Raw genomic sequence first — 23,956 nt, 5'->3', positions numbered from 1 at the left:
AAACAAAAATAATCGTTGTTTTCAATAAGCTTATCTACTAACTTAAGTTGTTATTTAATCAATAAAATTACGACCAATCTATTTTATTCGTAAATTTGCAGCACACTATGAAGCATTTTGACCCTAATACACAATTGCCTTTTGAGCTTAAGATAAGCTTTGATAAGTTGCTCAAATATTACGAGGATTTGAAGCAAACAGGAGATGATTTTGAAAAAGCCAAAGCAGAAAGAATACTTAGGTTACAAGAACCTCATAGTATATTGAGAGATGGCTTTGATGATGAATCAACCTTGAAAGAGCATCAAGAACTGATCACTACAATTTTACAAGATACTTTTAGTGACGCTTTAACTAATAACGAAATTAAAGCAGTTTCATTACCATTTCAGAATATTATTTTTAACTCCTCTGAGCGTTTCAAGAAAATAGTAAAAGCAGCAGGAGATGGTTTTGAACTTAAAATCAAAAACCTTCCTGAAAGCGATTTGTACATTATTGCGTGTACTATTATTTTGAATTTTCATTATGGTTACGATTTAAGCTTTAAACGTCCCTTTTTATACGAAATACCTGATGAAAAAGGAGTAATGAGGTATTATAAGATTTTGTATAATGCCGATTTTACTGAAGTTGTACCAAAAAAGAATGCTCCTAAAGTAACTCAAGACGATTACGAAGAATTACTAGACAATTTTGATAATCTCGATTTGTGGAAAGAAAAGTTTCCGCCTAATAGTTATGAGTTTAAAGGATTTGTTATTTCTAACATGTTTGATGTTACTGATGACCAATCTATCTCCAATATAAAATCTACACTTATAGGAGAAGCCAAACGTAAGGATAAAAGCTTTATGGGCGATTTCCAGAATATCTTTAGTTCTTTCTTAGGAATTAAAGATTTAAAAGTTGGTTTTTCTATTTATAATAAAGAAGATGATAGTTTTGAACGAGTTTATGGAGAAGGTATTGAGAGTTTTCTTTTATGTGATCAAGATCATTTAAGTTGTAAAAATGCACTTTGTGATTGGTCTTATGATTTAATCATAAACCAAAAGCAATTTTTTTCGGTATCTAATGTCGAGAAATCTTGTGTAGATAAAGAAGAAATGCCTCATGTTTCTATTTTAAACAAACAAGGTATTAAAAGTGCTATTTTAGCTCCAATTGCTGATAAAGATGAAGTGTTAGGTGTTCTTGAAATAGCTTCAGAAAAACCACATGTACTTAATAGCATTGTAGCTAATAAGTTAATCGATGTAATGCCATTTATAGTGTCTTCGGTTAAACGATCTAAGCGCGAAGAAGAAAACTTAATAGAAGCAGTTATACAACAAGAATGCACATCTATACATCCTAGTGTGTCGTGGAAATTTAAAAAAGCTGCAAAGCAATTTTTAATTGATCAGCACAATAATGATGGAAATGCAATGTTTCAAAAAATTTCTTTTGAAAAAGTATATCCACTTTTTGGACAAATTGATGTAAAAGGATCATCAGAAGCCAGAAATTTAACTACTCAAAAAGATTTATTGCTTCAACTGTCTTTTGCTAATAAAATTCTTGAAGATATTCCTGAGCATTTAAATATGCCTATCTATGACCAAGTAAGATTTCAAATTGATTCTTACATTAAAGAAATTGAGACTGATTTTAAAGTAGATAGTGAGCAACAAATAGCTGCGTTTTTCCATAAAGAATTAGATGCTTTATTTAAGTTTTTACTAGCTAAACATTCTGAATTAAAAGAGAGTATAGAAGACTACTTTAGTAAAATTGATTCCAACTTAGGAATGATTTATTACTACAGAAAAAACTATGATGATACCATTGCGCTTATCAATAAAAAAATGTCTAGCATGCTAGACGAAAAACAAGTTGATGCGCAACAAATGTACCCACACTTTTTTGAGCGTTATAAAACCGATGGAGTTGAGCATAACATGTATATAGGAGAGGCTATTACAAAAGAAGATAGCTTTGATAATATATACTTGTACAACCTAAGGTTATGGCAGCTTCAGGTAATGTGCGAAATGGAAAATGAATTTTACAACAATCAGCACGAGTATCCAATGTCTTTAGACGTTACTTCAATGATTTTAGTGTTTAATCAACCATTGTCTATAAGATTTAGAATGGATGAAAAACGTTTTGATGTAGATGGTACTTACAATGCAAGATATGAAGTTGTAAAAAAACGTGTGGACAAAGCTTTTGTTAAAGGAACTACTGATAGAATTACACACAAAGGAAAAATTACTATAGTATATTCTCAAAAAGAAGATGAGCAAGAATACATGCGTTATGTAAAGTTCTTACAATCTAAACACGTACTTGGAGATGAGGTTGAAATTTTAGAGCTAGAAGACCTACAAAGTGTTACTGGTTTAAGAGCTATAAGAGCCAGTATTTTATACACTGATAAAGAGGACCAAAAATTCTACACCTATGACGATTTAATGGCAACACTTAAGCAGTAATATAAAAGGAATCACTGCTTTTTGTTGAAGTTTTTGGGTTTAGTTTATACTCGTTTTTAGTAATCACATCTTTAATGTCTTTCTTTGGGTGTTGAGCTTTAAAAGATACCGCAAAAGCAATCACAGATATTACCATTCCTGCCATAAAAATAGTATAGGTTAAACGTAAAATCCTGTATTTTCGGTCTAAAACTTTACCAAGAAAGTACAAGTCTTTAGTTAAAGAACTGTACACGTAATCTTTGTCTTTTAAAAGCTCACTAATTGCCCATTGGTACTCACTTAACTCCATTTTATGAAAGTTTCCAAAAAAGGTTAAATTCACTTTTTTATTCTTAACATCTTCTTTGGTAAACTCACCACTAGTAATATTTGGTCTTGTAGCAATTATTGATAAAATCATTGAAACCACACTAGAAACAGTAAATATTAATGTAGGTACTATTAAATAGCTGTTTGAAGGAGAATCAAGCTTTGACATTAGGTTAGAAAGTACCAAAGAAATAATAATAGCATTAACCGAAAGTAATATGTTGGCTTTAGTATCCGCAATGTCACTAAGTTTTATGTGGTTTCTTAATGCAACTCTATAAAAAGTTTGAATACCACGTTCAGGACTTTCGTTTTTATACTGTGCTTTATACTTTGCCTTTATTTTTTCTTTATTGGCTTTTTCTTTATTCTTCTTTTTCTTTTTTATCAGTTTAGCAAGGTTTTCTTCTTTTTGTCTTTGCCAATTTTTTAAAGCATAATCAGTATAAAACTCATGCTTTTCGGTAAGTACTTTTATGTTTTCTTCAAGCCATTCGCTAGGTGAAAACTTGCAAACACCTTGTATTTCCATTTCCTTTCTTAAAAACTCACTGGCTTCATTAAAATATTTTTTACCAAAATGCGAAGCATCAGCATCTCTTATAATTTTGCCTAGTTTAGTTTTAGGAGTGTCTTTAAACTTTGTAGCCATAATGCACTCACTAACCGAAGCTATCAAGTCATCACTTGCATCATTATCTTTTAGAAATTTTGAAGCTATTTTTACACTTTCTTCTTCATGACCCTCTCTAAGCTTGGTGTAACCTGTATCGTGAAATAAAACAGCAAGTTCTAAAATTTCAGAATCTTCTTTGTTAACTTCAGAGTTTTCAAGAATTTCTCTTAAGCTTCTTAGTACACGTTCGGTATGTGTATAATTATGGTAAAGAAATGTTTGGTCAAGGTCATTTTTAAAAAGATCAAAAACAAACTTTTCAGCATTTTCAACTAGTTTAGACATAAATCTTGTTTAAATTTATAGAATACAAAGTACTAAAAAAAATCGAAAAACAGCAGACTGCTTTTACGCTTTGATTGTAAGTAAAATAGAAGCATGTCGACTAATTTTGAACACATTTTTTTCAGTTTTAATTAATAAAAGAAAGGACAACATATGCTTACTTGGAAAAATATTATCGATTTTTCAGTTAATGGTAATCCAACACCAGATAAAAGAGTTGAAAAAACAGAAGAAGAATGGAAAGCGCTACTCACTACCGATCAATACCGAATTACAAGAAAAAAAGGTACTGAAATGGCAGGAACAGGAGCCTTTTGTTCAACACACGAAGCAGGTAAATACAATTGTGTTTGCTGTAATACACCAATGTTTGATTCTACCATAAAGTTTAACTCAGGCACTGGTTGGCCTAGTTTTACACAGCCTATAAAGGATAACGCTATTAAATATGAAAAGGACTCTTCCTTTGGTATGATTCGCGTAGAAATTATGTGCAACGTTTGTGATGCGCATTTAGGTCATGTTTTTCCCGATGGACCAGAACCAAGTGGATTAAGGTATTGTGTAAATTCGGAGTCATTAACGTTACAAAAGGAAGATTAAGTAGTATGAATGCAACACATGAATTAGCAACAGTAGGTGGTGGATGCTTTTGGTGTACCGAAGCCGTTTTTCAACAAGTTAAAGGCGTTGTTAAGGTAACCTCGGGATATTCTGGAGGAACAGTTCCTGGTAAACCAACCTATCGAGAAATTTGTTCAGGGCTCACAGGTCATGCCGAAGTAGTTCAAATAGAGTTTAATCCTAATATAATTTCATATAAAGATATTATCACAATTTTTATGACTACGCATGATCCAACAACTTTAAATAGGCAAGGTGCTGATGTTGGTACACAGTATCGTTCAGTTATTTTTTATCATAATGACAATCAGAAAAAAGTAGCTGAACAGGTTTTAAATGAGCTTAATGTATATTTTGAAAGCCCTATAGTTACAGAGCTTAGTGAACTAGATGTATTTTATGATGCCGAAGTTGAACATCAAGATTTTTATAAGAATAATCCTGATTATGGCTATTGTAATTTTGTAATTACTCCAAAATTAGCTAAACTACGTCAACTGCATGCCGATAAATTAATATGATAACATTCAATATCAATAACACATTTTCTGAGAACTTGCCTTCTGATGTAGTTTTAGAAAACACCAGAAGACAAGTTGAGCAGGCGTGTTTTTCTTATGTTAATCCTAAGTTGGCTCAAAACCCTGAGTTGATTCATAGTTCAGTGGACTTAGCTAAAAACTTAGGTTTAACAGCGCAAGACCTTAAATCAAATGATTTTTTGCAAATAATGTCTGGTAACAGTGTGTATCCAAACACAAAACCCTATGCCATGAACTATGGTGGACATCAATTTGGTAATTGGGCTGGACAATTAGGTGATGGTCGTGCTATAAACCTTTTTGAAATTCAGCAAAACAATAAGCAATGGGCTTTACAGCTTAAAGGAGCAGGAGAAACTCCATACTCAAGACAAGGTGATGGTTTGGCAGTATTGCGCTCATCAATTAGAGAGTATTTATGTAGCGAAGCAATGCATCATTTAGGAGTGCCAACTACTAGAGCTTTGGCACTGTTGTCAACAGGAGAAAAAGTACTTAGAGATGTGATGTATGATGGTAACTCAGCTTATGAAAAAGGAGCAATAGTTTGTAGAGTGTCACCAACTTTTATTCGTTTTGGGAATTTTGAAATTTTCGCAGCACGACAAGATTTAAAAACACTTACTCAATTAACCGATTATACAATTAATCAGTTTTTTCCTCATCTAGGAAAGCCATCAAAAGAGACTTATATTAAGTTTTTTGATGAAGTTTGTCAACGCACAGTAGAGATGATTATCCATTGGCAACGAGTAGGTTTTGTGCATGGTGTAATGAATACTGATAATATGTCAATTCTTGGTTTAACCATAGACTATGGACCTTATGGTTGGCTAGAAGGTTTTGATTATGGTTGGACACCAAACACAACAGACGCTCAACATAAGCGATACAGATTTGGAAATCAACCCAATATTGGACTTTGGAATTTATACCAACTAGCAAACGCATTGTATGCTCTGGTTGAAGATGCCACGCCTTTTGAAACAGCATTAGAAACCTACAAGGACAATTTTGATAAACAATCATTAGAAATGATGCGTTCAAAACTTGGTTTGCAATTTAAAGAGGCTTCAGATTTACAACTTATTAATGAGTTAGAAGAAACGTTATTGTTATCTGAAACAGATATGACACTGTTTTTTAGGTTGCTTTCTAAGTTTTCATTAGATAATCCAAAAAGAGGTTTTGAACTCATAAAACCTGCTTTTTATTCTGAAATATCTAATGAAATAAAAGAAAAGTGGCTGCTTTGGTTTGATAAGTATGCGTTAAGATTAAAAAAGGAAACGTTGAGTAGCACTGAACGTTCTAAAAAAATGAATGCTGTAAACCCAAAATATGTATTGCGAAATTACATGGCACAATTAGCAATAGATAAAGCCGAAGAAGGAGATTATAGCTTGGTTGAAGAGTTGTTTGAATTGTTAAAAAAACCCTACGACGAACAACTAGAAAATGAAAAGTGGTTTGCAAAACGACCAGAATGGGCAAGACATAAAATAGGGTGTTCAATGCTGTCATGCAGTTCTTAATTAGTATTTTTATAATAAAATTTTACATATGATATCCGCAAAAAAGCTTTTGTTTTTAAGCGTCATTACTTTTTTAACCATTGGTTGCGCTACTTACAAGCCTCAATATAGTAGTGAAGAGTGGTCGCAACCTTCATTTCCTGATAAAGAAATTGATAAAACATTTTATCTTATTGGAGACGCAGGTTTATCACCAGAAAATGGAATGTCAAAAGGTTTAACGGCTTTAAATCAACATTTGCAAGGAAAGAAAACAAAAGACGATTATGTCCTTTTTTTAGGAGATAATGTATATCCTTCAGGACTTCATGGTAAAAACCATAAATTGAGAGCAAGTGATGAAAACAATCTTGATGCTCAATTTAAATCGGTTAAAGATTTTAAAGGTGAAATCATTTTTATTCCTGGCAATCATGAGTGGTATGCCAATGGTGTAAAAGGTGTTAAAGCGCAAGAGAAATACGTGGAGGATGCTTTAGGGAAAAACACTTTTTTGCCTGAAAACGGTTGTCCTTTAGAGAGTATAGATGTAAATGAAACAGTTCAATTAATCATTATAGATAGTCAGTGGTATCTCGAAAACTGGAATCATAACCCAACCATAAATGATGAGTGCGAAATAAAAACAAGAGATAGATTTATTCTAGAGCTCGAAGGAGAAATTAAAAAAGCGCAAAACAAGACCATTGTTTTAGCGATGCATCATCCTATGTACACTAATGGTACACATGGAGGACAATATGCAGCAATAAAACATCTATTTCCATTGCAGCAAAAAATTCCAATGCCAATTTTAGGTTCGGTAATTACACAAATTAGAACTCAAGGAGGAATCTCAATACAAGATAGATACAACGAAAGATACCATAAACTCGTTAACAGAATAGAAACTTTAGCGAAGGAAAGTGGAAACATCGTTTTTGTTTCAGGTCATGAACATACCTTGCAGTACATTGAGCACGAAGGTATAAAACAAATAGTTTCAGGATCAGGAGCTAAAGAGTCTTATGCAGCATTATCACATGACGGATTGTTTTCCTATGGAAAACAAGGGTTTGCTGAACTTACCGTTTTTAAAGATGGAAGTTCTTGGGTGAGATATTATGATGCCGAAGGTAATACACCTAAAGTTCTGTTTCAAAAAGAGGTTTATAAACCAAACAAGCATTTTGATACATCATCGCTTCCTGATACGTTTCCTAATGAAGTTGAAGTTTCTGTTTACGATGAAGAAGAAACAGATAAATCTATGTTTTTTAAATCGGTTTGGGGAGATCACTACCGAAAAGTTTATAGTACAAAAATTAAAGCTAAAGTAGCTACGTTAGATACCCTTTATGGAGGTTTAGAAGTAGTTAGAAAAGGTGGAGGACACCAAACAAGATCTCTAAGATTAAAGACAAAAGATGGTCGTGAACTCAACATGAGAGCATTACGAAAAAGTGCAACGCAGTACTTACAAGCGGTTTTGTTTAAAGAAAATTATATTGAAGATCAGTTTGAACAAACTGAAGTTGAAAGTTTAATTCTCGATTTTTATACAGCAGCACATCCTTATGCGTTTATGGTGGTTCCTGATTTGTCTGATGCTGCAGATGTGTATCATACCAACCCAAAGCTGTACTATATTCCAAAACATAAACACTTAGGTGATTTTAATACTGAATATGGTGATGAGTTATATATGATTGAAGAGCGACCAGAAGACAATTATACTGATGAAAGAACTTTTGGTTATGCTGATGATATTGAAAGCACACACGATATCATTGAAAAAGTACGTAAAGACGAAGAATATAAAATAGACGAAGAAGCATACATTCGTGCGCGTTTGTTCGATATGCTAATTGGAGATTGGGACAGACATCAAGATCAATGGCGTTGGGCACAATTTGACCAAGAAAATGGAGATAAACTCTACAAACCAATACCAAGAGATAGGGATCAAGTGTTTTCAAATTTTGATGGTGCGTTGTTAGATGTTATGCGAGTAATTTCAGGGTCTACAAATCAATTACAAGTATATGATGAAGAACTGAAAGACGTCAAATGGATGAATAGTGCTGGAGTTAAACTAGACCGAGTTTTAATTCAGCAATCAGAACTTGATGTATGGTTAGCACAAGCACAGTTTTTACAAGAAAACGTTACAGATGATGTTATTGAGCATGCTTTTTCAAAAACACCTAAAGAAGTTCAAGACGAAACTTTTGAAGAAATCAAACAAAAGCTAAAAGGACGTAGAGATAATCTACAAGACATTGCCAAAAGGTATTACAATTATTTAAACGAATTAGTAATTCTTTCAGCAACTGATAAAGACGATTATATTGAAGTAAAGCGTATTGGAGACAACAAAACTCAGGTTACAATCTCAAGAATTAAAGATGGAGAAAAAGCCGATGTGTTGGTTGATAGAGTTTTTGATAAAGACATCACAAAGGAGCTATGGATTTATGGTTTAGATGATAAAGATGTTTTTGAAGTCACAGGAAAAGCTAACAACTTAATTTTTACAAGATTAATTGGAGGTCAAGAAAATGACACATACATTATAAAAAAGGGACGACGCGTTAAAATCTACGACCATAAAAGTAAAAAGAACACAATTCAAGAAAATAAAGGCGCGCAGATAAAATTGACAGATGTTTACAACCTAAACCTTTTTGATTTCAAGAAAAATATTACTAGAAATACTGTAATTACACCAAATTTGGGATTCAACCCAGATGATGGATTCTTAATTGGTGGTTCAATTCATTACTCAGTAAAAGGATTTCAACGTAATCCGTTTTCGCAAGAACATAGGTTTAAAACAGGATATTATTTTGCAACAAGCGGTTTTGATTTAAGGTACGAAGGTGAATTTGCAAATATTTTTGGTGAATGGAACTTGCATTTAAGCGGTGTACTTACTAGTGAGAATTTTGCAAATAATTACTTTGGATATGGTAATGAAACCGTAAATAATGATGATGATTTAGGTTTAGATTACAATAGGGTAAAAACCAGTGTTTATGGAGCATCTATTGGAATTGTGAAAAAATCTGGATTTGGTAGTGATTATGGGTTTAAACTTGCTTTTGAAGGTGTTGAATTACAAGACTCACCAAATAGAATAATTACCGATTTGGTTCCAGTTGGTTCAGATGAAGCGTTTTATGAAAGACGTTATTTTTCATCAGTTGATGCAACTTATGAATATGAAAGTTTTGATAATAAAATCAACCCAAGCAAAGGAATGACGTTTATGTTTAATGCAGGAGCAAAAACCGAATTAGAAAAGTTTAAAAACATATTTGCTTTTGTAAACTCAAATCTAGGGTTTTACAATGCTCTTGGTATGCGAGAGCTTGTGCTTAAAACAGATATCAGAACTCAGTTAAGATTTGGTGATGACTTCTTGTTTTACCAAGGCGCAATTATTGGTGGACATAATGGACTAAGAGGTTTTAGAACAGACCGATTTACAGGAAAAAGTTCCTTGGTTACAAGTGCCGATTTACGATACAGTTTTCCATCTTTTAAAACAAAAACATTACCATTTCAAATAGGTGTTTTTGGAGGTTTTGATGTAGGTCGAGTTTGGGCAAAATATGAAGATTCCGAAAAGTGGCACAACGACTACGGTTTTGGTACTTGGATAACTGCTGCCGAAAGTCTTTCAGGAACTTTCAACTTTTTTAATAGTGTCGAAGGTTGGCGATTCTCGTTTGGCTTTGGTTTAAACTTTTAATGAAGCTTAAAGCTGTAAATGTTACTGCCTAAATCGCCATTGCGCTCTTCAGAAATGTAAACTGTGTTTTGGTCTTTAAAGCAAATGCCTTCTTTTTGAGAATTATGGTCAAAATATTGAGCTTCTACATTGCCTTTAAAAAAGTTATCTGAACTAAAGCCTGTGATTTTCCATAGCTTGTCATGGTTTAAAAGCACTACAGTTTTACCATCGTTACTAATATCAGCAGAGGTGATTTTATTGTCTTTTCCGTCAAGATTAAATTCAGTAACAAGTTTTGCGGTTTGCTTTCCTATTTCATTTTTCACCTTAAGCAATACACATTTTTTGGTCTCTTTACTAAAAAGGTAAAAATGGTCATTAAACAGGAAAAAAGCTTCAAAATCCTTCTTTTTAATACCTTTTGGTAACGAAAACTCAATTTTTTCAGCATTAACGTCTTCATTATTCAAATTTGAATGCGCTACTTTATAAATAAAAAAATCATCGCGTTTACCTGAATTGTTCCCAAAATCTCCAATATAAATATTGCCTTCAGTGTCCGAAGTCAATTCTTCCCAATCAATATTATCTGCATTATCAATGTCTATATCTCTACTTAAAGTTCCATTAACATCAATTGCGTAAAGGTTGTTAGCATTTCCTTTATCTTCAATAACCCAAAACAAGTCATTATTGTCAATAGTTTCAATAGCTGAAACCTCAGTGAGATGTTCAGGTATATTGCAAACTACGTCTAGTTTTCCTGTTTGACAAGCGGTTAAAATAAAGGCGAAAAATAAAATTTGGGCTTTAATCATTATAAAAATCTTCATGCTGACAAGATATTGAGATTGTTAACCAAACTAAAATTATTAACCTTAAAGTATTTATAAAATATGAGCTATTGCTTGTTCATTTTTAATAATTTTGAAACTGAAAAGCCTTTATGATTATGACAAAAGTTGAAGATTTACTCGAACTTCTCAATTTAAAATCCGTTGATGTTAATGTGTTTCAAGGGTATAATAAAACCGTAGGAAGCCCAAATGTGTTTGGTGGTCAGGTTTTGGCGCAGGCCATTAATGCGGCTTCGCAAACCATAACTAACAGCAGAGTTTTGCACTCTATGCATGCGTATTTTTTAGAAGCAGGAAATTTAGAACTTCCTATAATCTATAATGTGGCTTTGGTGAGAGATGGCGGAAGTTTTTCAGTACGTCGTGTCACTGCAGATCAAAACGGAAAAACCATTTTTATTCTTTCGGCATCGTTTCATAAAAAAGAAGATGGCTATAATCATCAAATTGATATAAATACCAAGGTAAAGCAACCAGAAGAACTAATGAGTTGGACTGATATGCTAGAGCAATTTGGCGATGCGATTCCTAAAAAAAACAAAAGGATTTATTGAAATTGAACGCCCAATTGAGTTTAAACCTGTTGAGGTTGTAAATCCGTTTAATAAAGAAGATTTGCCTCCTTTTACAAACGTGTGGTTTAAATTAAAAGGCGATACAAGTAATTTGAATTTAGCATCAAAGCAGCAAATTCTAACGTACGTTTCAGACTATAATATTCTGGCTGCTGCAATGAATCGTCATGCTAGTAAAGCACATTGGGGAAATACGCAAACTGCTAGTTTAGATCACTCTATGTGGTATTTTAGAGATTTTGATTTTGACGATTGGTTGCTGTATTCTATTGAATCGCCTAATACCTCAAATGCTCGCGGATTTGCCAAAGGAAACATTTTTACGCGCGACGGAAAACTTGTAGCCTCAGTGGCTCAAGAAGGATTAATGCGTCCATTAAATAGCTAATGAAACATTACGACGTTATAATAATTGGAGGTGGTGCAGCAGGTTTTTTTGCGGCTATTAATTGTGCGGAGCAAAACCCAAAGCTCAATATCTGCATTCTAGAAAAAAATAAAGAAGGCTTACAAAAGGTGAAAATTTCTGGAGGTGGTCGCTGTAATGTAACGCATGCAGAGTTCATTCCGCAGGAATTGGTGCATAATTATCCAAGAGGCGAAAAGGAGTTGTTAGGACCTTTTCATCAGTTTATGACAGGTGATACCATTGAGTGGTTTGATAAGCGAGGTGTGGCATTAAAGATAGAAGAAGATGGTCGTATGTTTCCAGTAACCGATTCGTCGCAAACTATTATAGACTGTTTTTTAAACGAAGCCCAAAAACTTCAAATAGACGTTTTGTACAGCCAAAATGTTCAGGATATTGAAATTTTAGAAGCGCAAGAGGTATTTCAAATTAAAACAAAAGACACCAATTTTAAATGCGAAAAGCTACTAGTAGCCACAGGAAGTAGCGTGAAATTTTGGAAATTAATATCACAATTAGGTCATACGATTGTGCAACCTGTTCCGTCGTTATTTACGTTTAATATTAATGACAAACGTATTAAGAACATTCCAGGAGTTGTTGCTCAAGATGTAGAAGTTAACATATTAAAAACCGATTTGTCATCGCAAGGTCCTTTGCTTATTACACATTGGGGAATGAGTGCGCCTGCGATTTTAAAATTATCGGCTTTTGGTGCTGTGGAATTAGCAAAAATGGATTACAAATTTCAAATTGAAATTAATTTTATAAAGCAAGATTTTGAGAGTTGTTTAGATCATCTCAAAGCTATCAAACACGATTTTGGTAAAAAACTAGTTTATAAATTACCACAGTTTGAATTGCCTAAACGCTTATGGCAGCAATTGGTTTTAGCGTCAGGTATGACTCAAAATACACGTTGGGCAGATGTAAACAAGCAAGAATTAGACAGTCTTACAGAACAGTTAACACAAGCTGTTTTTGATGTCAATGGAAAAAGTACGTTTAAAGACGAATTTGTTACTGCAGGTGGTATCGATTTAAAAGAAGTCAATTTTAAAACGTTTGAAAGTAAGCGTGTTCCTAATTTGTATTTTGCTGGCGAAGTACTCAATATAGATGCTATTACAGGTGGCTTTAACTTCCAAAATGCGTGGACAGGAGCTTTTATTGCCGCAAACACGATAGCCAAAAAAAGTCCCCTCTAAAAAGAGGGGATTAGGGGTGTGTTCATATAAATTAGTTTCGAATGAAAATTTATTACAATCCAAAACTTAAAGAATTAGCAAGGCAACTTCGAAATAACGCAACAAAGTCAGAAATTAAACTTTGGACTTATTTACGCAGAAGTCAGATGTATGGATATGATTTTCACAGACAAAAGCCTATTGATGAGTATATTGTTGATTTCTTTTGTAATAAATTACAATTAGCTATTGAGTGTGATGGATATTCCCACGAAATATTAGAGGTTTATGAAAAGGATGTGAAAAAGACAAAACGATTGAATGATTTAGGGGTTTATGTTTTGCGTTTTTCTGATTTTCAAATCATGAATGATATTGATAATGTTATTAGAGCAATTGAAGATTATATTCTTAAATTTGAAGAAAATAATACACCTCCCTTAATCCCTCCTTTCTAGGAGGGAAATAAATTATGAAATATATAGCACTACTTCGTGGGATTAATGTATCGGGACACAAGAAAATCCCGATGGCAGAATTAAGCGCACTATTAACAGATTTTGGTTTAGAAAATGTGCAAACTTATATTCAGACAGGTAACGTCATTTTTGATGCGGCTGCATCTGCTGAAATACTTAAAAATCAAATAGAAGTTGCTGTAAAAAATCATTTTGGCTTTGATGTGCCTGTTTTAGTAATAACACCTAAAGTACTGCGACAAATTTTTAATGATTGTCCTTTTTCTGAAGAAAAAAAGCAAAGCAGCTATTTCTCATTATTGTATGATGCACCAAAGCAAGAATTGATTGATTCTGTCGTAGAAATAAAATACCCTAACGAAGAAGTTTCAATAACCAAAAACTGCATTTATTTTTACTGTTCCACAGGTTATGGAAAAACCAAATACAACAATAATTTCTTCGAAAAGAAATTAAATGTCACAGCAACGGCTAGAAACTATAAAACAATGCTAAAGTTGTTATCTTTGTCGGAATAATTAGAGATAATGACCGAACAAGATTTTATTCCAAAGCCATATACAAACACTTTAAAACAAGGAAAAGTCACTTGGGAATCGCCTAGTAACATTGCCTTGGTGAAATATTGGGGAAAACGCGATCCGCAAATTCCGGAGAATCCATCTATAAGTTTTACGTTAAGTCAATGCAAAACCATAACAACACTATCATACAAGCAAAAGGAGGCAGCTAGCGATTTTTCGTTTGATGTGTTTTTAGATGGTGAAAAAAAAGATGCTTTTAAACCAAAAATTGAAACATTCTTTAAGCGTGTTGAGCAATATGTGCCGTTTTTAAAGGGTTTTCATTTTACTATTGAAACAAAAAACACGTTTCCGCATAGTTCAGGAATTGCATCATCTGCTTCAGGAATGAGTGCTTTGGCATTGTGTTTAATGAGTGTTGAAAAACTGTTTAATACAGAAATGTCTAATACGTTTTTTAATCAAAAAGCATCGTTTTTGGCGCGTTTAGGTTCTGGTTCGGCATGCAGAAGTGTGGAAGGTGATTTAATTGTTTGGGGACACACAAAACACGTACCTGAAAGCAGTGATTTATTTGGAGTGAAATATCCTTATGCGGTTCACGACCATTTTAAAAACTATCAAGATACCATCTTGTTGATTGATAAAGGTGAAAAACAGGTAAGTAGTACCGTTGGTCATAATTTAATGCATAATCATCCGTATGCAGCAAGTCGTTTTCAGCAAGCTCACGATAATCTTGAAAACCTAAAACCAATTCTAGAGGCTGGAGATATAAAAGGATTTATCAACCTAATGGAAAGCGAAGCGTTAACATTGCACGCGATGATGATGACTAGCAATCCGTATTACATTTTAATGAAACCAAACACTTTGGAAGTAATTAATCGTATTTGGAAATTTAGAGAAGATACAGGTTTACATATTGGTTTTACGTTAGATGCAGGTGCTAATGTTCATATATTATATCCAGAATCTGAAAAAGTAGAAATTCTTAACTTTATTGAAAACGAATTAGTTGCATATTGTAAAAATGGCGAATATATTTGCGACCAAATTGGTTTTGGAGCTCAAGAAATTAATAATTGAAAATGGATAATTGATAATGAAAAAAGACAATGTTATCAAGCACAAAAGTTTTCAGTTTGCAATTAAAATTGTTGAGCTTTATAAGTTTTTATCAAGCTCTGAAAAAGAGTTTGTTATGTCTAAACAACTTCTAAAATCAGGCACATCAATAGGTGCTAATGTAAGAGAGTCTGAACACGCCGAAAGTAAAGCAGATTTTATTCATAAACTTTCAATAGCTTTAAAAGAGGCAAATGAGACGTCGTATTGGTTAGAATTGTTAAAAGCTACTGGTTATTTGGAAAATTCTGATTATCTTAGTCTTAAGAATGATGTTAATGAGATTTTAAGATTATTAATTAGCATAATTAAAAGCGCTAAAAGATAATAATTATTAATTTTGCATTATCAATTGTTAATTGAACCATGAAAGGACCACTTTTTTACTCAAAAATCCTACTTTTTGGAGAATATGGAATCATTAAAGATTCCAAAGGATTATCTATTCCGTATAATTTTTATAATGGTGCTTTAAAAGTAGCATCAGAGCTTACTAATGAAGCAAAAGCATCCAATGATGCTTTAAAACGATTTGCTGATTATTTAGAGCAAGTTGATGCTGAATTAGTGACTTTTGATATTGAAGCATTAAAGCAAGATATTGCCAGCGGAATGTATTTTGACTCGTCTATACCGCAAGGTTATGGTGTAGGAAGTAGTGGTGCACTTGTTGCAGCGATTTACGATAAATATGCTCATGATAAAATAACCGTTTTAGAGAATTTAACACGTGAAAAGTTATTGCAGCTTAAAGCTATTTTCTCTGAAATGGAATCCTTTTTCCATGGAAAATCTTCTGGATTAGATCCATTAAACAGTTATTTGAGTTTGCCAATTCTTATCAATTCAAAAGATAATATTGAAGCAACAGGTATCCCTTCGCAAAAAGTAGACGGTAAAGGTGCTGTCTTTTTATTAGATAGTGGTGTTGTAGGAGAAACAGCTCCTATGGTAAGTATTTTTATGGAAAACATGAAGCAAGAAGGTTTCCGTAATATGCTTAAAGACCAATTTATAAAACATACCGATGCTTGTGTTGAAGACTTCTTAAAAGGTGATATTAAATCATTGTTTAATAATACGAAGCAATTGTCTAAAGTGGTTTTAAATCATTTTAAACCTATGATTCCAAAGCAATTTCACGAACTATGGAAGAAAGGTTTAGAAACCAATGATTACTACTTAAAGCTTTGTGGTTCTGGTGGTGGAGGCTATATTTTAGGTTTCACTGAAGACATTAATAAAGCCAAAAAAGCGTTAGAAGGTTATAAACTAGAAGTAGTTTATAATTTTTAGGTCTTTTTTGTAGCTCCTTGCATCTATTGGAGTAACTTCAAAAATAATCCTTTATTCTCATGCTAACCAGAAAACAAAAACATATACTACTTAAGTTTTTCAGTATGTTTTCTGTGATTAGAGGCTATAATATTTTGGTTGTAGTAATTGCGCAGTATTTAGCATCCATTTACATTTTAGCACATGATAAACCAGTAAAGGAAGTCGTTCTAGACCTTAATTTATTAATGCTAGTTCTTGCTTCGGCAGCTGCTATTGCAGGAGGTTATATTATTAACAATTTCTACGATTCTGAAAAGGATTTAATCAATAGGCCAAGAAAAACAATGTTAGACAGATTAGTGAGTCAAAACACTAAGCTGTCATTCTATTTTGTGCTTAATTTCATTGCTGTTATTATGGCTAGTTATGTGTCATTTAGAGCAGTAGTATTCTTTTCGGTGTATATTTTTGCAATTTGGTTTTACTCTCATAAATTAAAAAAGTTACCGTTTATTGGTAACTTGGTTTCTGCTATTTTAACCATTACACCTTTCTTTGTCATTTTTGTATACTATAAAAACTTTGAGCACGTAGTTTTTGTGCATGCTATGTTTTTGTTTTTAGTGATTTCTATGCGTGAGCTTACAAAAGATTTAGAAAATCTTCAGGGAGATATGGCTCAAGACTATCATACTATTCCTGTGGTGTATGGTGAAAAAGCTTCAAAATTAATGCTCACTGTTTTAAGTGTTTTGACATTAGTACCTACGCTGCTGCTAATTTTTCAGTATCAAGTAGGTAAAATGAGTTATTACTTTTATGTAAGTATTGTGTTGCTTTTAGTGTTTGTTGTAATGCTATGGAAATCAAATTCAAAATCACAATACTTAATTCTTCATAATATTTTAAAGCTTATTATAGTTTTAGGAGTCATAAGTATTCCTTTGATTGATATTGGCTTAGTGCTTAATAAAATCACTTTTATTCGATAAGCAATAATTTATCGTATATCTTTGCAGCAAAATTTAGTTTAATTAATACAATTTCCGTTTTAGCGGAATAAAGATATGAGCAGAAAGCAAGGTACAGGAGGAAGCAAAAGACCATCAGGTAGAGGACAAAGACACAACCAAGGAACTCGATCTGGAAGAGGAGGAAACAACTCTGGAGGAAAAAGCTATGCAAGAGGAAATGCTCCTATGAAAAAGAAAAACACCACAAAGGCGTCAGCAGATGAAATACGCTTAAATAAATACATTGCCAATTCTGGGATGTGTTCTCGTCGTGAAGCTGATGAGCATATTGCAATTGGTTTGGTAACTGTAAATGGAAAAGTAGTTACCGAAATGGGTTATAAAGTGCAACTTGATGACGATGTGCGTTATGATGGAGCACGCATTACACCTGAGAAAAAAACATATGTTTTACTTAATAAACCTAAGGGTTTTGCTACAACCACTAGCGAAGGCAAAGGACGTACAGTAATGGATTTGGTAGCAAATGCAACTAGCGCACGTATTAAACCTATTGGACGTTTAGGTAGAAACTCAACAGGATTATTGTTGTTTACCAATGATGAAACTGTGGTTAAAAAATTCACCAATTCTAAAAATGGTGTAACACGCTTATTCCAAATAGAACTAGATAAAAACCTAAAATTTGAAGACTTAAAAGCTATTCAAGACGGTTTGAAGGTTGACGGAAAAGAAATATATGTTGAAGAAGTTAGCTATATTGAAGGTGAATCAAAAAATCAAATAGGGTTAAAAATTAAAAATACAGGAAACACAGTAATAAGAACCATCTTTGATCATTTAAAATATAATATCATTAAAATTGATTGTGTAGCGATTGCACATCTTACCAAAAAAGACATTCCTCGTGGTCACTGGAAACACCTTACAATCCAGGAAATCAACACCTTAAAGATGTTGTAGTTAAAAAGTTTAAAAAAAATAAAAAAAAACTTTTTTTATAAAAAAAATGTATTTCATTTGCAGTGCATTTAGCTGAACAAATTGAAATCTGTTTTTACGTTCGGGTTTTTGAACATCAGGAAGTCATATTCAAAAACTGCTTATAGATTAAGTAACCGAATTTTAGAGCTAACTTCCGCTTACTACATAGTTATGAGCCAACATTTGTATGGCTTCATTCCTACAACCCATCCTCAAATACAAGTTTGATATACATTAATTTGTTGTTATCTTAATGTCGAATTCCAGAATAATTCACATTTTTAAATTTTAAAACATAATGTAACCAATTGATTTTGCTATTTTATATGGCATTATTGATTAACTTGTCTCAAAAGAGTAAAAACAAAACAAAAACATGAATACTAAATACATTGATTTAATCAATCAATCTTTTTATTTTCCTCAAGAGGAGTTTAAACTTGAAAATAACCATTTACAATTCCATGATATCGATTTAAAACAATTAATCGAAACTTATGGAGCTCCTTTAAAATTTACCTATTTACCGCAAATATCAAATAACATCAATCGTGCAAAAAAATGGTTTGATAATGCGATAAAAAAACATAATTATCCAGCAACATATAACTATTGTTACTGTACAAAAAGCTCTCACTTTAAGCATGTGCTTAACGAAGCTTTAAAAAATGATATTCATATCGAAACCTCTTCGGCTTTTGATATTGATATCGTTGAAAGCTTAAAGAAAGCTGGAAAAATTACAGATAAAACCTATGTGATTAGTAATGGGTTTAAGCGTTCTCAATACGTCACCAATATTGCTAGACTAATTAACGATGGTCATAAAAACTGTATTCCAATTATTGATAACTATGAAGAGCTAGATTTACTTTCAGAAGAAATTAAAGGCAAGTTCAAAGTAGGAATCCGTATTGCGTCAGAAGAAGAGCCTAAGTTTGAGTTTTATACCTCAAGATTAGGGATAGGTTATAAAAACATTGTGCCATTTTATAAAAGTCAAATTCAGGATAATAAAAAAGTAGAATTAAAAATGCTTCACTTTTTTATTAATACAGGAATTCGTGATAATGCGTATTACTGGAACGAGCTTTTAAAATGTTTAAAAGTTTACATTAGCTTAAAAAAGATATGTCCAACCTTGGATAGCTTAAACATTGGAGGCGGATTTCCAATTAAAAATTCGTTGGCATTTGAGTTTGATTATGAGTATATGGTAGATGAAATCATCAACCAAATTAAAATTGCTTGTGATGAAGCTGATGTTGAGGTGCCACACATTTTTACCGAATTTGGTAGCTTTACTGTAGGAGAAAGTGGAGGAGCAATCTATGAGGTGTTGTACCAAAAGCAACAAAACGACCGTGAAAAGTGGAATATGATTAACTCATCATTTATCACAACGTTGCCTGATACTTGGGCAATAAACAAGCGCTTTATTATGCTTCCAGTAAACCGTTGGAACGATAGTTATGAGCGTGTGTTGTTAGGAGGATTAACTTGTGATAGTGACGATTATTACAATAGTGAACAGCATATGAATGCTATTTACTTACCAAAATATAACAAAGAAAAACCCTTGTATATTGGCTTCTTTAACACAGGAGCATATCAAGAAACTATTGGTGGATTTGGAGGTTTGCAACACTGCTTGATTCCGTCGCCAAAACATATTTTAATTGATAAAGACAACGATGGAAACATCACAACAGAATTATTTAGTGAACAACAAAAAAGTGAAGACTTACTTAAAATTTTAGGTTACCATGAGCAATAAAACGTATGCTGGAATTTCAGAAGAATATTCCAAATTAGACAGTTCAAAAATTGTTTTAATTCCTGTGCCTTACGATGGCACAAGTACTTGGCAAAAAGGTGCCGACAAAGGTCCTGATGCCTTTTTAGACGCTTCTGAAAATATGGAGCTTTATGACATTGAAACCGATACTGAGGTTTACAAGCAAGGTGTGTTTTTAGCAGATGCAATTACTGAAAGCGCATCACCAGAAGCTGTAGTTGATGCTGTACATGAAATGACTAAAAAGTATATTAAACGCAATAAGTTTGTAACCCTTTTTGGTGGAGAGCATTCTATTTCAATAGGAAGTATTCGTGCGTTTAACGAGTGTTTTGATAACTTAACAGTATTGCAAATTGATGCGCATGCTGATTTGCGAAAAGAGTATGAAGGTTCAAAATGTAACCACGCATGTGCAGTTTATGAAGCAAGTCAAACTACTAATTTAATTCAAGTAGGTATTCGCTCAATGGATGTTATGGAAAAAACAGTTATGGATGAGGACAAAACCTATTTTGCTCACGAAATGGCTGAAGATGACAACTGGATGGATTCTGCAATAGATCAAATGACCGATAACGTATTTATCACGTTTGATTTAGATGCGTTTGATCCTTCAATTATGCCAAGTACAGGAACACCAGAACCAGGAGGATTATTCTGGTACGAAACACTAGAGTTCTTAAAGCAAGTATTTGCTGAGAGAAACGTAGTAGGTTTTGATATCGTTGAGTTGTGCCCAAATAAAATTGATAAATCATCAGACTTTTTAGCTGCAAAGCTGTATTATAAAATGTTAACCTATAAATTCTTAAATGAAGATGTAGATGATGATTATGACAATAATTTTAGCGATAACAGCTCAGGAATAAATAAATTTTCTAAATTTAATGACGAGGATGACAACTAAAGGACACATATCACAGTTTATTGAAAAGTATTATTTACACTTTAATGCTGCAGCATTAGTTGATGCGGCAAAAGCTTACGAAGACCAATTAAACTCAGGAGCAAAAATGCTGGTGTCTCTAGCGGGAGCTATGAGTACAGCAGAGCTTGGGAAGATTTTTGCTGAAATGATTCGTCAGGATAAAGTGCATATTATTTCTTGTACAGGAGCCAATCTAGAAGAAGACATCATGAACTTGGTTGCGCACTCGCATTACGAGCGTGTTCCAAACTATCGCGATTTAACACCACAACAAGAGTGGGATTTGTTAGAGCGAGGTTTAAACCGAGTAACTGATACATGTATTCCTGAAGAGGAAGCTTTTAGAAGATTGCAAGAGCACATTTTTAAAATTTGGAAAGATGCCGAAGAAGCTGGAGAGCGTTATTTTCCGCATGAATTTATGTACAAGATGTTATTGAGTGGTGTACTTGAAGAATACTACGAGATAGACTTAAAAGACTCTTGGATGTATGCAGCAGCAGAAAAGAATTTACCAATAGTTGTTCCTGGTTGGGAAGACAGTACTATGGGTAACATTTTTGCGAGTTACGTATTAAAAGGAGAGCTTAAAGCAAGTACTATGAAATCAGGTATTGAGTACATGACGTTTTTAGCCGATTGGTACACTGATAATTCTGAAAAAGGAATTGGTTTCTTCCAAATAGGAGGAGGTATTGCTGGCGATTTCCCTATATGTGTAGTGCCAATGCTATACCAAGATATGGAACGTACTGATACACCTTTCTGGAGTTATTTTTGTCAAATAAGCGATTCAACAACAAGTTATGGGTCGTACTCAGGAGCTGTCCCAAATGAAAAAATCACTTGGGGAAAATTAGATATTAACACACCAAAATTTATCATAGAAAGTGATGCTACTATTGTTGCACCACTTATATTTGCTTACCTACTAGATATGTAATTATGAACAAAAAAGACAATCTTAAGCGCGTAATTGTTGATTTTAAAAAATTAACACCAGAAATTTTAGCATTGTTAGTTGAAAAATATCCTGATGGTTATGATGATGACCACGTTATATCTTTCAAAAATGCTAATAACGAAATTGTTGAAGCTGTAGAAGTAAGTACTGAAGACACTAAGTATTTAGTAAAAGTAAGTACTAAATTAGCTGTAACGATGGAAAATTATGATGAAGATGATTATGAAGATTATGACGATGATGATCCAGAAGCAGTACAAGAACCAGAAATGGACCAAGAGGCTGACTCTGACGAGGATTAGTCACACACTACAGTTTTGATGTTTTTTTAGAACAGATCTAGTCTGAAAAATAGCATATACTTAAAAATGAAGTCGCCATATTTTGGCGACTTCTTAAATTCTTCACCAAAATTATCTTTTAAAAGGCTTAATTCATTTTCTTCAAACTTAGTTGAGCGTATTGAAAAATAAACTAAATTTATGTAAAATATAATGTTATGTCGGCACATTTTCATTTAGCATTACCATGCTTAAGTATCAGTGAGACAAAGGCTTTCTATGTTGATAGTCTTGGTGCTCAGGTAGGACGATCAGCACAAAACTGGGTTGATATTAATTTGTACAATAATCAAATTACATTTACTAAAAGTGGTCCTTTTAATTTTGATTGTCAAAGCTATTCTTTTGGAGGTGAAATTTTACCATCCTTTCATTTCGGAATTATTTTAGAACAGCAAAAATGGAAAACGCTTTTAAACACCTTAAAGTTTAGAAATGTTCCTGTTCAATCGGAAGTCGATTTTTTAATTGACAAAGTAGGAGAACATCATTCGTTCTTTTTAAAAGACCCAAACGATTATACTGTAGAGTTTAAATCGTTTACTAACCCAAGCGAGATTTTTAAATATTAATGTATACCGTTTTTGCTTACCAAGTGTCTAGCTTAATACAAGTTAGAGAAGGAAAAAATAACTTTAAATGGGAGTTGCTTTTTTCTGATAGTGATGAGCTTTTTTATAGCTATTCAAAAGAAAAATTCATCTATATTTTTCAATATGGAATGGTGAGTTTTTTTAATATGACTACCAACGAAATTAATGCAGCATTAGATGAAATAAAACCGTTTTGTAAAGACTTCTTTTCCGACAAAATTTCTGAAGATGTGCAAATCTCAATTCAACCCAATACATTAAAAGTGGAGTTTGAAAAAGTCATTTTGCCTGAAATTGATGAGGAAATGGTGCGATTGGTGATGTTGAATGCATCACAGTCTGTAGCGTTGGATAACTATTCTGAAATTACCGAAGAACTTTTAATTGAAACCAATCAACATACTCTTTATCTTGAAAATAAAGGGAAGTTGGATATTTCTGGAAACAAGCTAAAGCGCTTTATTGGTAAAGTACTTAACATAAAAAATAAAATTTCAGAAAATCTGTATATTTTCGATTCACCAGAAATAACTTTAGAAAACGAACAGTTAAACAAATTAAATCACGATTTAAAGCAATCTTTCGACTTAAAAGACAGATATAGATTAATCCATGATAGGATAGAGATTATCAAAGAAAATCTAGAGCTTTTTAAAGATATAATGGACCACAAAGAAAGCAGCAAACTAGAATGGATTATTATTATCCTTATTCTTGTTGAGGTGGTTGATATGTTTATTGCAAAACTGTTTTTTTAAA

23 protein-coding genes are annotated in these 23,956 nt (G+C 32.8%); 21 read left to right on the top strand and 2 right to left on the bottom strand.

What is annotated here, in order from left to right:
* Window positions 1-107: 107 nt before the first annotated feature.
* Window positions 108-2,483: a GAF domain-containing protein gene (locus tag OD803_RS02205; RefSeq protein WP_262732196.1), complete on the top strand. Its 2,376-nt coding sequence runs from the start codon at window positions 108-110 to the stop codon at window positions 2,481-2,483.
* Here the strand turns inward: OD803_RS02205 and OD803_RS02200 are convergent.
* Window positions 2,473-3,756, bottom strand: a complete 1,284-nt coding sequence (locus OD803_RS02200; protein WP_134198575.1) for a Pycsar system effector family protein — start codon at window positions 3,754-3,756, stop codon at window positions 2,473-2,475. The two genes, OD803_RS02205 and OD803_RS02200, sit on opposite strands and share 11 nt — an antisense overlap.
* A 153-nt stretch (window positions 3,757-3,909) precedes the next feature.
* Between OD803_RS02200 and msrB the strand changes: the two genes are divergently transcribed.
* From msrB to OD803_RS02180, 4 genes are read left to right on the top strand one after another with little or no spacing between them, the layout of a single operon-like run.
* The gene (msrB, locus tag OD803_RS02195) at window positions 3,910-4,359 is read left to right on the top strand and encodes a peptide-methionine (R)-S-oxide reductase MsrB (RefSeq protein WP_262732195.1); all 450 of its coding nucleotides are present in this window, start codon (window positions 3,910-3,912) and stop codon (window positions 4,357-4,359) included.
* 5 nt (window positions 4,360-4,364) lie between these two features.
* Window positions 4,365-4,901 carry a peptide-methionine (S)-S-oxide reductase MsrA gene (msrA, locus tag OD803_RS02190; protein WP_134198577.1) on the top strand — a complete coding sequence of 179 codons (537 nt, stop codon included), beginning with the start codon at window positions 4,365-4,367 and terminating at the stop codon, window positions 4,899-4,901.
* Entirely contained in the window at window positions 4,901-6,457 is a 1,557-nt protein-coding gene (locus OD803_RS02185; RefSeq protein WP_262732524.1) for a protein adenylyltransferase SelO, read from the top strand. The genes msrA and OD803_RS02185 overlap by 1 nt, the downstream gene beginning before the upstream one ends.
* A 28-nt stretch (window positions 6,458-6,485) precedes the next feature.
* Window positions 6,486-10,193, top strand: coding sequence for a metallophosphoesterase (locus OD803_RS02180; protein WP_262732194.1), 3,708 nt, complete (start codon window positions 6,486-6,488; stop codon window positions 10,191-10,193).
* Here OD803_RS02180 and OD803_RS02175 read toward each other — a convergent pair.
* Window positions 10,190-11,008, bottom strand: coding sequence for a hypothetical protein (locus OD803_RS02175; protein ID WP_262732193.1), 819 nt, complete (start codon window positions 11,006-11,008; stop codon window positions 10,190-10,192). The genes OD803_RS02180 and OD803_RS02175 overlap by 4 nt on opposite strands.
* Before the next feature lie 119 nt (window positions 11,009-11,127).
* Between OD803_RS02175 and OD803_RS02170 the strand changes: the two genes are divergently transcribed.
* From OD803_RS02170 to OD803_RS02095, 16 genes are all read left to right on the top strand, one after another.
* Window positions 11,128-11,586: an acyl-CoA thioesterase gene (locus OD803_RS02170; RefSeq protein ID WP_262732192.1), complete on the top strand. Its 459-nt coding sequence runs from the start codon at window positions 11,128-11,130 to the stop codon at window positions 11,584-11,586.
* Window positions 11,552-11,995: an acyl-CoA thioesterase gene (locus OD803_RS02165; RefSeq protein ID WP_262732191.1), complete on the top strand. Its 444-nt coding sequence runs from the start codon at window positions 11,552-11,554 to the stop codon at window positions 11,993-11,995. The genes OD803_RS02170 and OD803_RS02165 overlap by 35 nt, the downstream gene beginning before the upstream one ends.
* Window positions 11,995-13,224: an NAD(P)/FAD-dependent oxidoreductase gene (locus OD803_RS02160; RefSeq protein WP_262732190.1), complete on the top strand. Its 1,230-nt coding sequence runs from the start codon at window positions 11,995-11,997 to the stop codon at window positions 13,222-13,224. The genes OD803_RS02165 and OD803_RS02160 overlap by 1 nt, the downstream gene beginning before the upstream one ends.
* Window positions 13,225-13,265: 41 nt before the next feature.
* A complete protein-coding gene (locus OD803_RS02155) occupies window positions 13,266-13,661 on the top strand; it encodes an endonuclease domain-containing protein (protein ID WP_129759365.1) in 396 nt (131 codons plus the stop codon).
* 14 nt (window positions 13,662-13,675) lie between these two features.
* Window positions 13,676-14,200, top strand: coding sequence for a DUF1697 domain-containing protein (locus OD803_RS02150; protein ID WP_262732189.1), 525 nt, complete (start codon window positions 13,676-13,678; stop codon window positions 14,198-14,200).
* Between the two features lie 9 nt (window positions 14,201-14,209).
* Window positions 14,210-15,295, top strand: coding sequence for a diphosphomevalonate/mevalonate 3,5-bisphosphate decarboxylase family protein (locus tag OD803_RS02145; RefSeq protein WP_262732188.1), 1,086 nt, complete (start codon window positions 14,210-14,212; stop codon window positions 15,293-15,295).
* 16 nt (window positions 15,296-15,311) lie between these two features.
* Entirely contained in the window at window positions 15,312-15,662 is a 351-nt protein-coding gene (locus OD803_RS02140) for a four helix bundle protein (RefSeq protein WP_262732187.1), read from the top strand.
* 38 nt (window positions 15,663-15,700) lie between these two features.
* Window positions 15,701-16,630, top strand: a complete 930-nt coding sequence (locus tag OD803_RS02135) for a mevalonate kinase family protein (RefSeq protein WP_262732186.1) — start codon at window positions 15,701-15,703, stop codon at window positions 16,628-16,630.
* A 59-nt stretch (window positions 16,631-16,689) separates the two neighbouring features.
* A complete protein-coding gene (locus OD803_RS02130) occupies window positions 16,690-17,604 on the top strand; it encodes a geranylgeranylglycerol-phosphate geranylgeranyltransferase (RefSeq protein ID WP_129759361.1) in 915 nt (304 codons plus the stop codon).
* A 75-nt stretch (window positions 17,605-17,679) separates the two neighbouring features.
* Window positions 17,680-18,549, top strand: a complete 870-nt coding sequence (locus OD803_RS02125; protein ID WP_131506071.1) for a pseudouridine synthase — start codon at window positions 17,680-17,682, stop codon at window positions 18,547-18,549.
* Between the two features lie 397 nt (window positions 18,550-18,946).
* Window positions 18,947-20,347: an arginine decarboxylase gene (locus OD803_RS02120; protein WP_262732185.1), complete on the top strand. Its 1,401-nt coding sequence runs from the start codon at window positions 18,947-18,949 to the stop codon at window positions 20,345-20,347.
* Window positions 20,337-21,278, top strand: coding sequence for an agmatinase (gene speB / locus OD803_RS02115; RefSeq protein WP_129759358.1), 942 nt, complete (start codon window positions 20,337-20,339; stop codon window positions 21,276-21,278). The genes OD803_RS02120 and speB overlap by 11 nt, the downstream gene beginning before the upstream one ends.
* A complete protein-coding gene (locus tag OD803_RS02110) occupies window positions 21,268-22,242 on the top strand; it encodes a deoxyhypusine synthase family protein (protein WP_129759357.1) in 975 nt (324 codons plus the stop codon). The genes speB and OD803_RS02110 overlap by 11 nt, the downstream gene beginning before the upstream one ends.
* Window positions 22,243-22,244: 2 nt before the next feature.
* Window positions 22,245-22,565 carry a hypothetical protein gene (locus OD803_RS02105; protein ID WP_129759356.1) on the top strand — a complete coding sequence of 107 codons (321 nt, stop codon included), beginning with the start codon at window positions 22,245-22,247 and terminating at the stop codon, window positions 22,563-22,565.
* A gap of 197 nt (window positions 22,566-22,762) precedes the next feature.
* Window positions 22,763-23,176 (top strand): VOC family protein, encoded by a 414-nt coding sequence (locus OD803_RS02100; protein WP_262732184.1) that lies wholly within the window; start codon window positions 22,763-22,765, stop codon window positions 23,174-23,176.
* Window positions 23,176-23,955, top strand: coding sequence for an RMD1 family protein (locus OD803_RS02095; protein WP_129759354.1), 780 nt, complete (start codon window positions 23,176-23,178; stop codon window positions 23,953-23,955). Before OD803_RS02100 ends, OD803_RS02095 begins: the two co-directional genes overlap by 1 nt.
* Window position 23,956 lies beyond the last annotated feature (1 nt).

The organism is Gaetbulibacter sp. NE, from assembly GCF_025548475.1.
In the GTDB taxonomy this organism is placed as follows: Bacteria; Bacteroidota; Bacteroidia; order Flavobacteriales; family Flavobacteriaceae; genus Gaetbulibacter_B; species Gaetbulibacter_B jejuensis.
Note: the sequence above shows the minus strand (reverse complement) of the source record. Positions and strands in the feature narration are given on the sequence as shown.

What these genes read in the sequence shown, in the direction of transcription:
- OD803_RS02205 (WP_262732196.1), top strand. Translation starts at nt 108, where the DNA reads ATGAAGCATTTTGACCCTAATACACAATTGCCTTTTGAGCTTAAGATA.
- OD803_RS02200 (WP_134198575.1), bottom strand. Translation starts at nt 3,756, where the DNA reads ATGTCTAAACTAGTTGAAAATGCTGAAAAGTTTGTTTTTGATCTTTTT.
- msrB (WP_262732195.1), top strand. Translation starts at nt 3,910, where the DNA reads ATGCTTACTTGGAAAAATATTATCGATTTTTCAGTTAATGGTAATCCA.
- msrA (WP_134198577.1), top strand. Translation starts at nt 4,365, where the DNA reads ATGAATGCAACACATGAATTAGCAACAGTAGGTGGTGGATGCTTTTGG.
- OD803_RS02180 (WP_262732194.1), top strand. Translation starts at nt 6,486, where the DNA reads ATGATATCCGCAAAAAAGCTTTTGTTTTTAAGCGTCATTACTTTTTTA.
- OD803_RS02175 (WP_262732193.1), bottom strand. Translation starts at nt 11,008, where the DNA reads ATGAAGATTTTTATAATGATTAAAGCCCAAATTTTATTTTTCGCCTTT.
- OD803_RS02170 (WP_262732192.1), top strand. Translation starts at nt 11,128, where the DNA reads ATGACAAAAGTTGAAGATTTACTCGAACTTCTCAATTTAAAATCCGTT.
- OD803_RS02165 (WP_262732191.1), top strand. Translation starts at nt 11,552, where the DNA reads ATGCGATTCCTAAAAAAAACAAAAGGATTTATTGAAATTGAACGCCCA.
- OD803_RS02160 (WP_262732190.1), top strand. Translation starts at nt 11,995, where the DNA reads ATGAAACATTACGACGTTATAATAATTGGAGGTGGTGCAGCAGGTTTT.
- OD803_RS02155 (WP_129759365.1), top strand. Translation starts at nt 13,266, where the DNA reads ATGAAAATTTATTACAATCCAAAACTTAAAGAATTAGCAAGGCAACTT.
- OD803_RS02150 (WP_262732189.1), top strand. Translation starts at nt 13,676, where the DNA reads ATGAAATATATAGCACTACTTCGTGGGATTAATGTATCGGGACACAAG.
- OD803_RS02145 (WP_262732188.1), top strand. Translation starts at nt 14,210, where the DNA reads ATGACCGAACAAGATTTTATTCCAAAGCCATATACAAACACTTTAAAA.
- OD803_RS02140 (WP_262732187.1), top strand. Translation starts at nt 15,312, where the DNA reads ATGAAAAAAGACAATGTTATCAAGCACAAAAGTTTTCAGTTTGCAATT.
- OD803_RS02135 (WP_262732186.1), top strand. Translation starts at nt 15,701, where the DNA reads ATGAAAGGACCACTTTTTTACTCAAAAATCCTACTTTTTGGAGAATAT.
- OD803_RS02130 (WP_129759361.1), top strand. Translation starts at nt 16,690, where the DNA reads ATGCTAACCAGAAAACAAAAACATATACTACTTAAGTTTTTCAGTATG.
- OD803_RS02125 (WP_131506071.1), top strand. Translation starts at nt 17,680, where the DNA reads ATGAGCAGAAAGCAAGGTACAGGAGGAAGCAAAAGACCATCAGGTAGA.
- OD803_RS02120 (WP_262732185.1), top strand. Translation starts at nt 18,947, where the DNA reads ATGAATACTAAATACATTGATTTAATCAATCAATCTTTTTATTTTCCT.
- speB (WP_129759358.1), top strand. Translation starts at nt 20,337, where the DNA reads ATGAGCAATAAAACGTATGCTGGAATTTCAGAAGAATATTCCAAATTA.
- OD803_RS02110 (WP_129759357.1), top strand. Translation starts at nt 21,268, where the DNA reads ATGACAACTAAAGGACACATATCACAGTTTATTGAAAAGTATTATTTA.
- OD803_RS02105 (WP_129759356.1), top strand. Translation starts at nt 22,245, where the DNA reads ATGAACAAAAAAGACAATCTTAAGCGCGTAATTGTTGATTTTAAAAAA.
- OD803_RS02100 (WP_262732184.1), top strand. Translation starts at nt 22,763, where the DNA reads ATGTCGGCACATTTTCATTTAGCATTACCATGCTTAAGTATCAGTGAG.
- OD803_RS02095 (WP_129759354.1), top strand. Translation starts at nt 23,176, where the DNA reads ATGTATACCGTTTTTGCTTACCAAGTGTCTAGCTTAATACAAGTTAGA.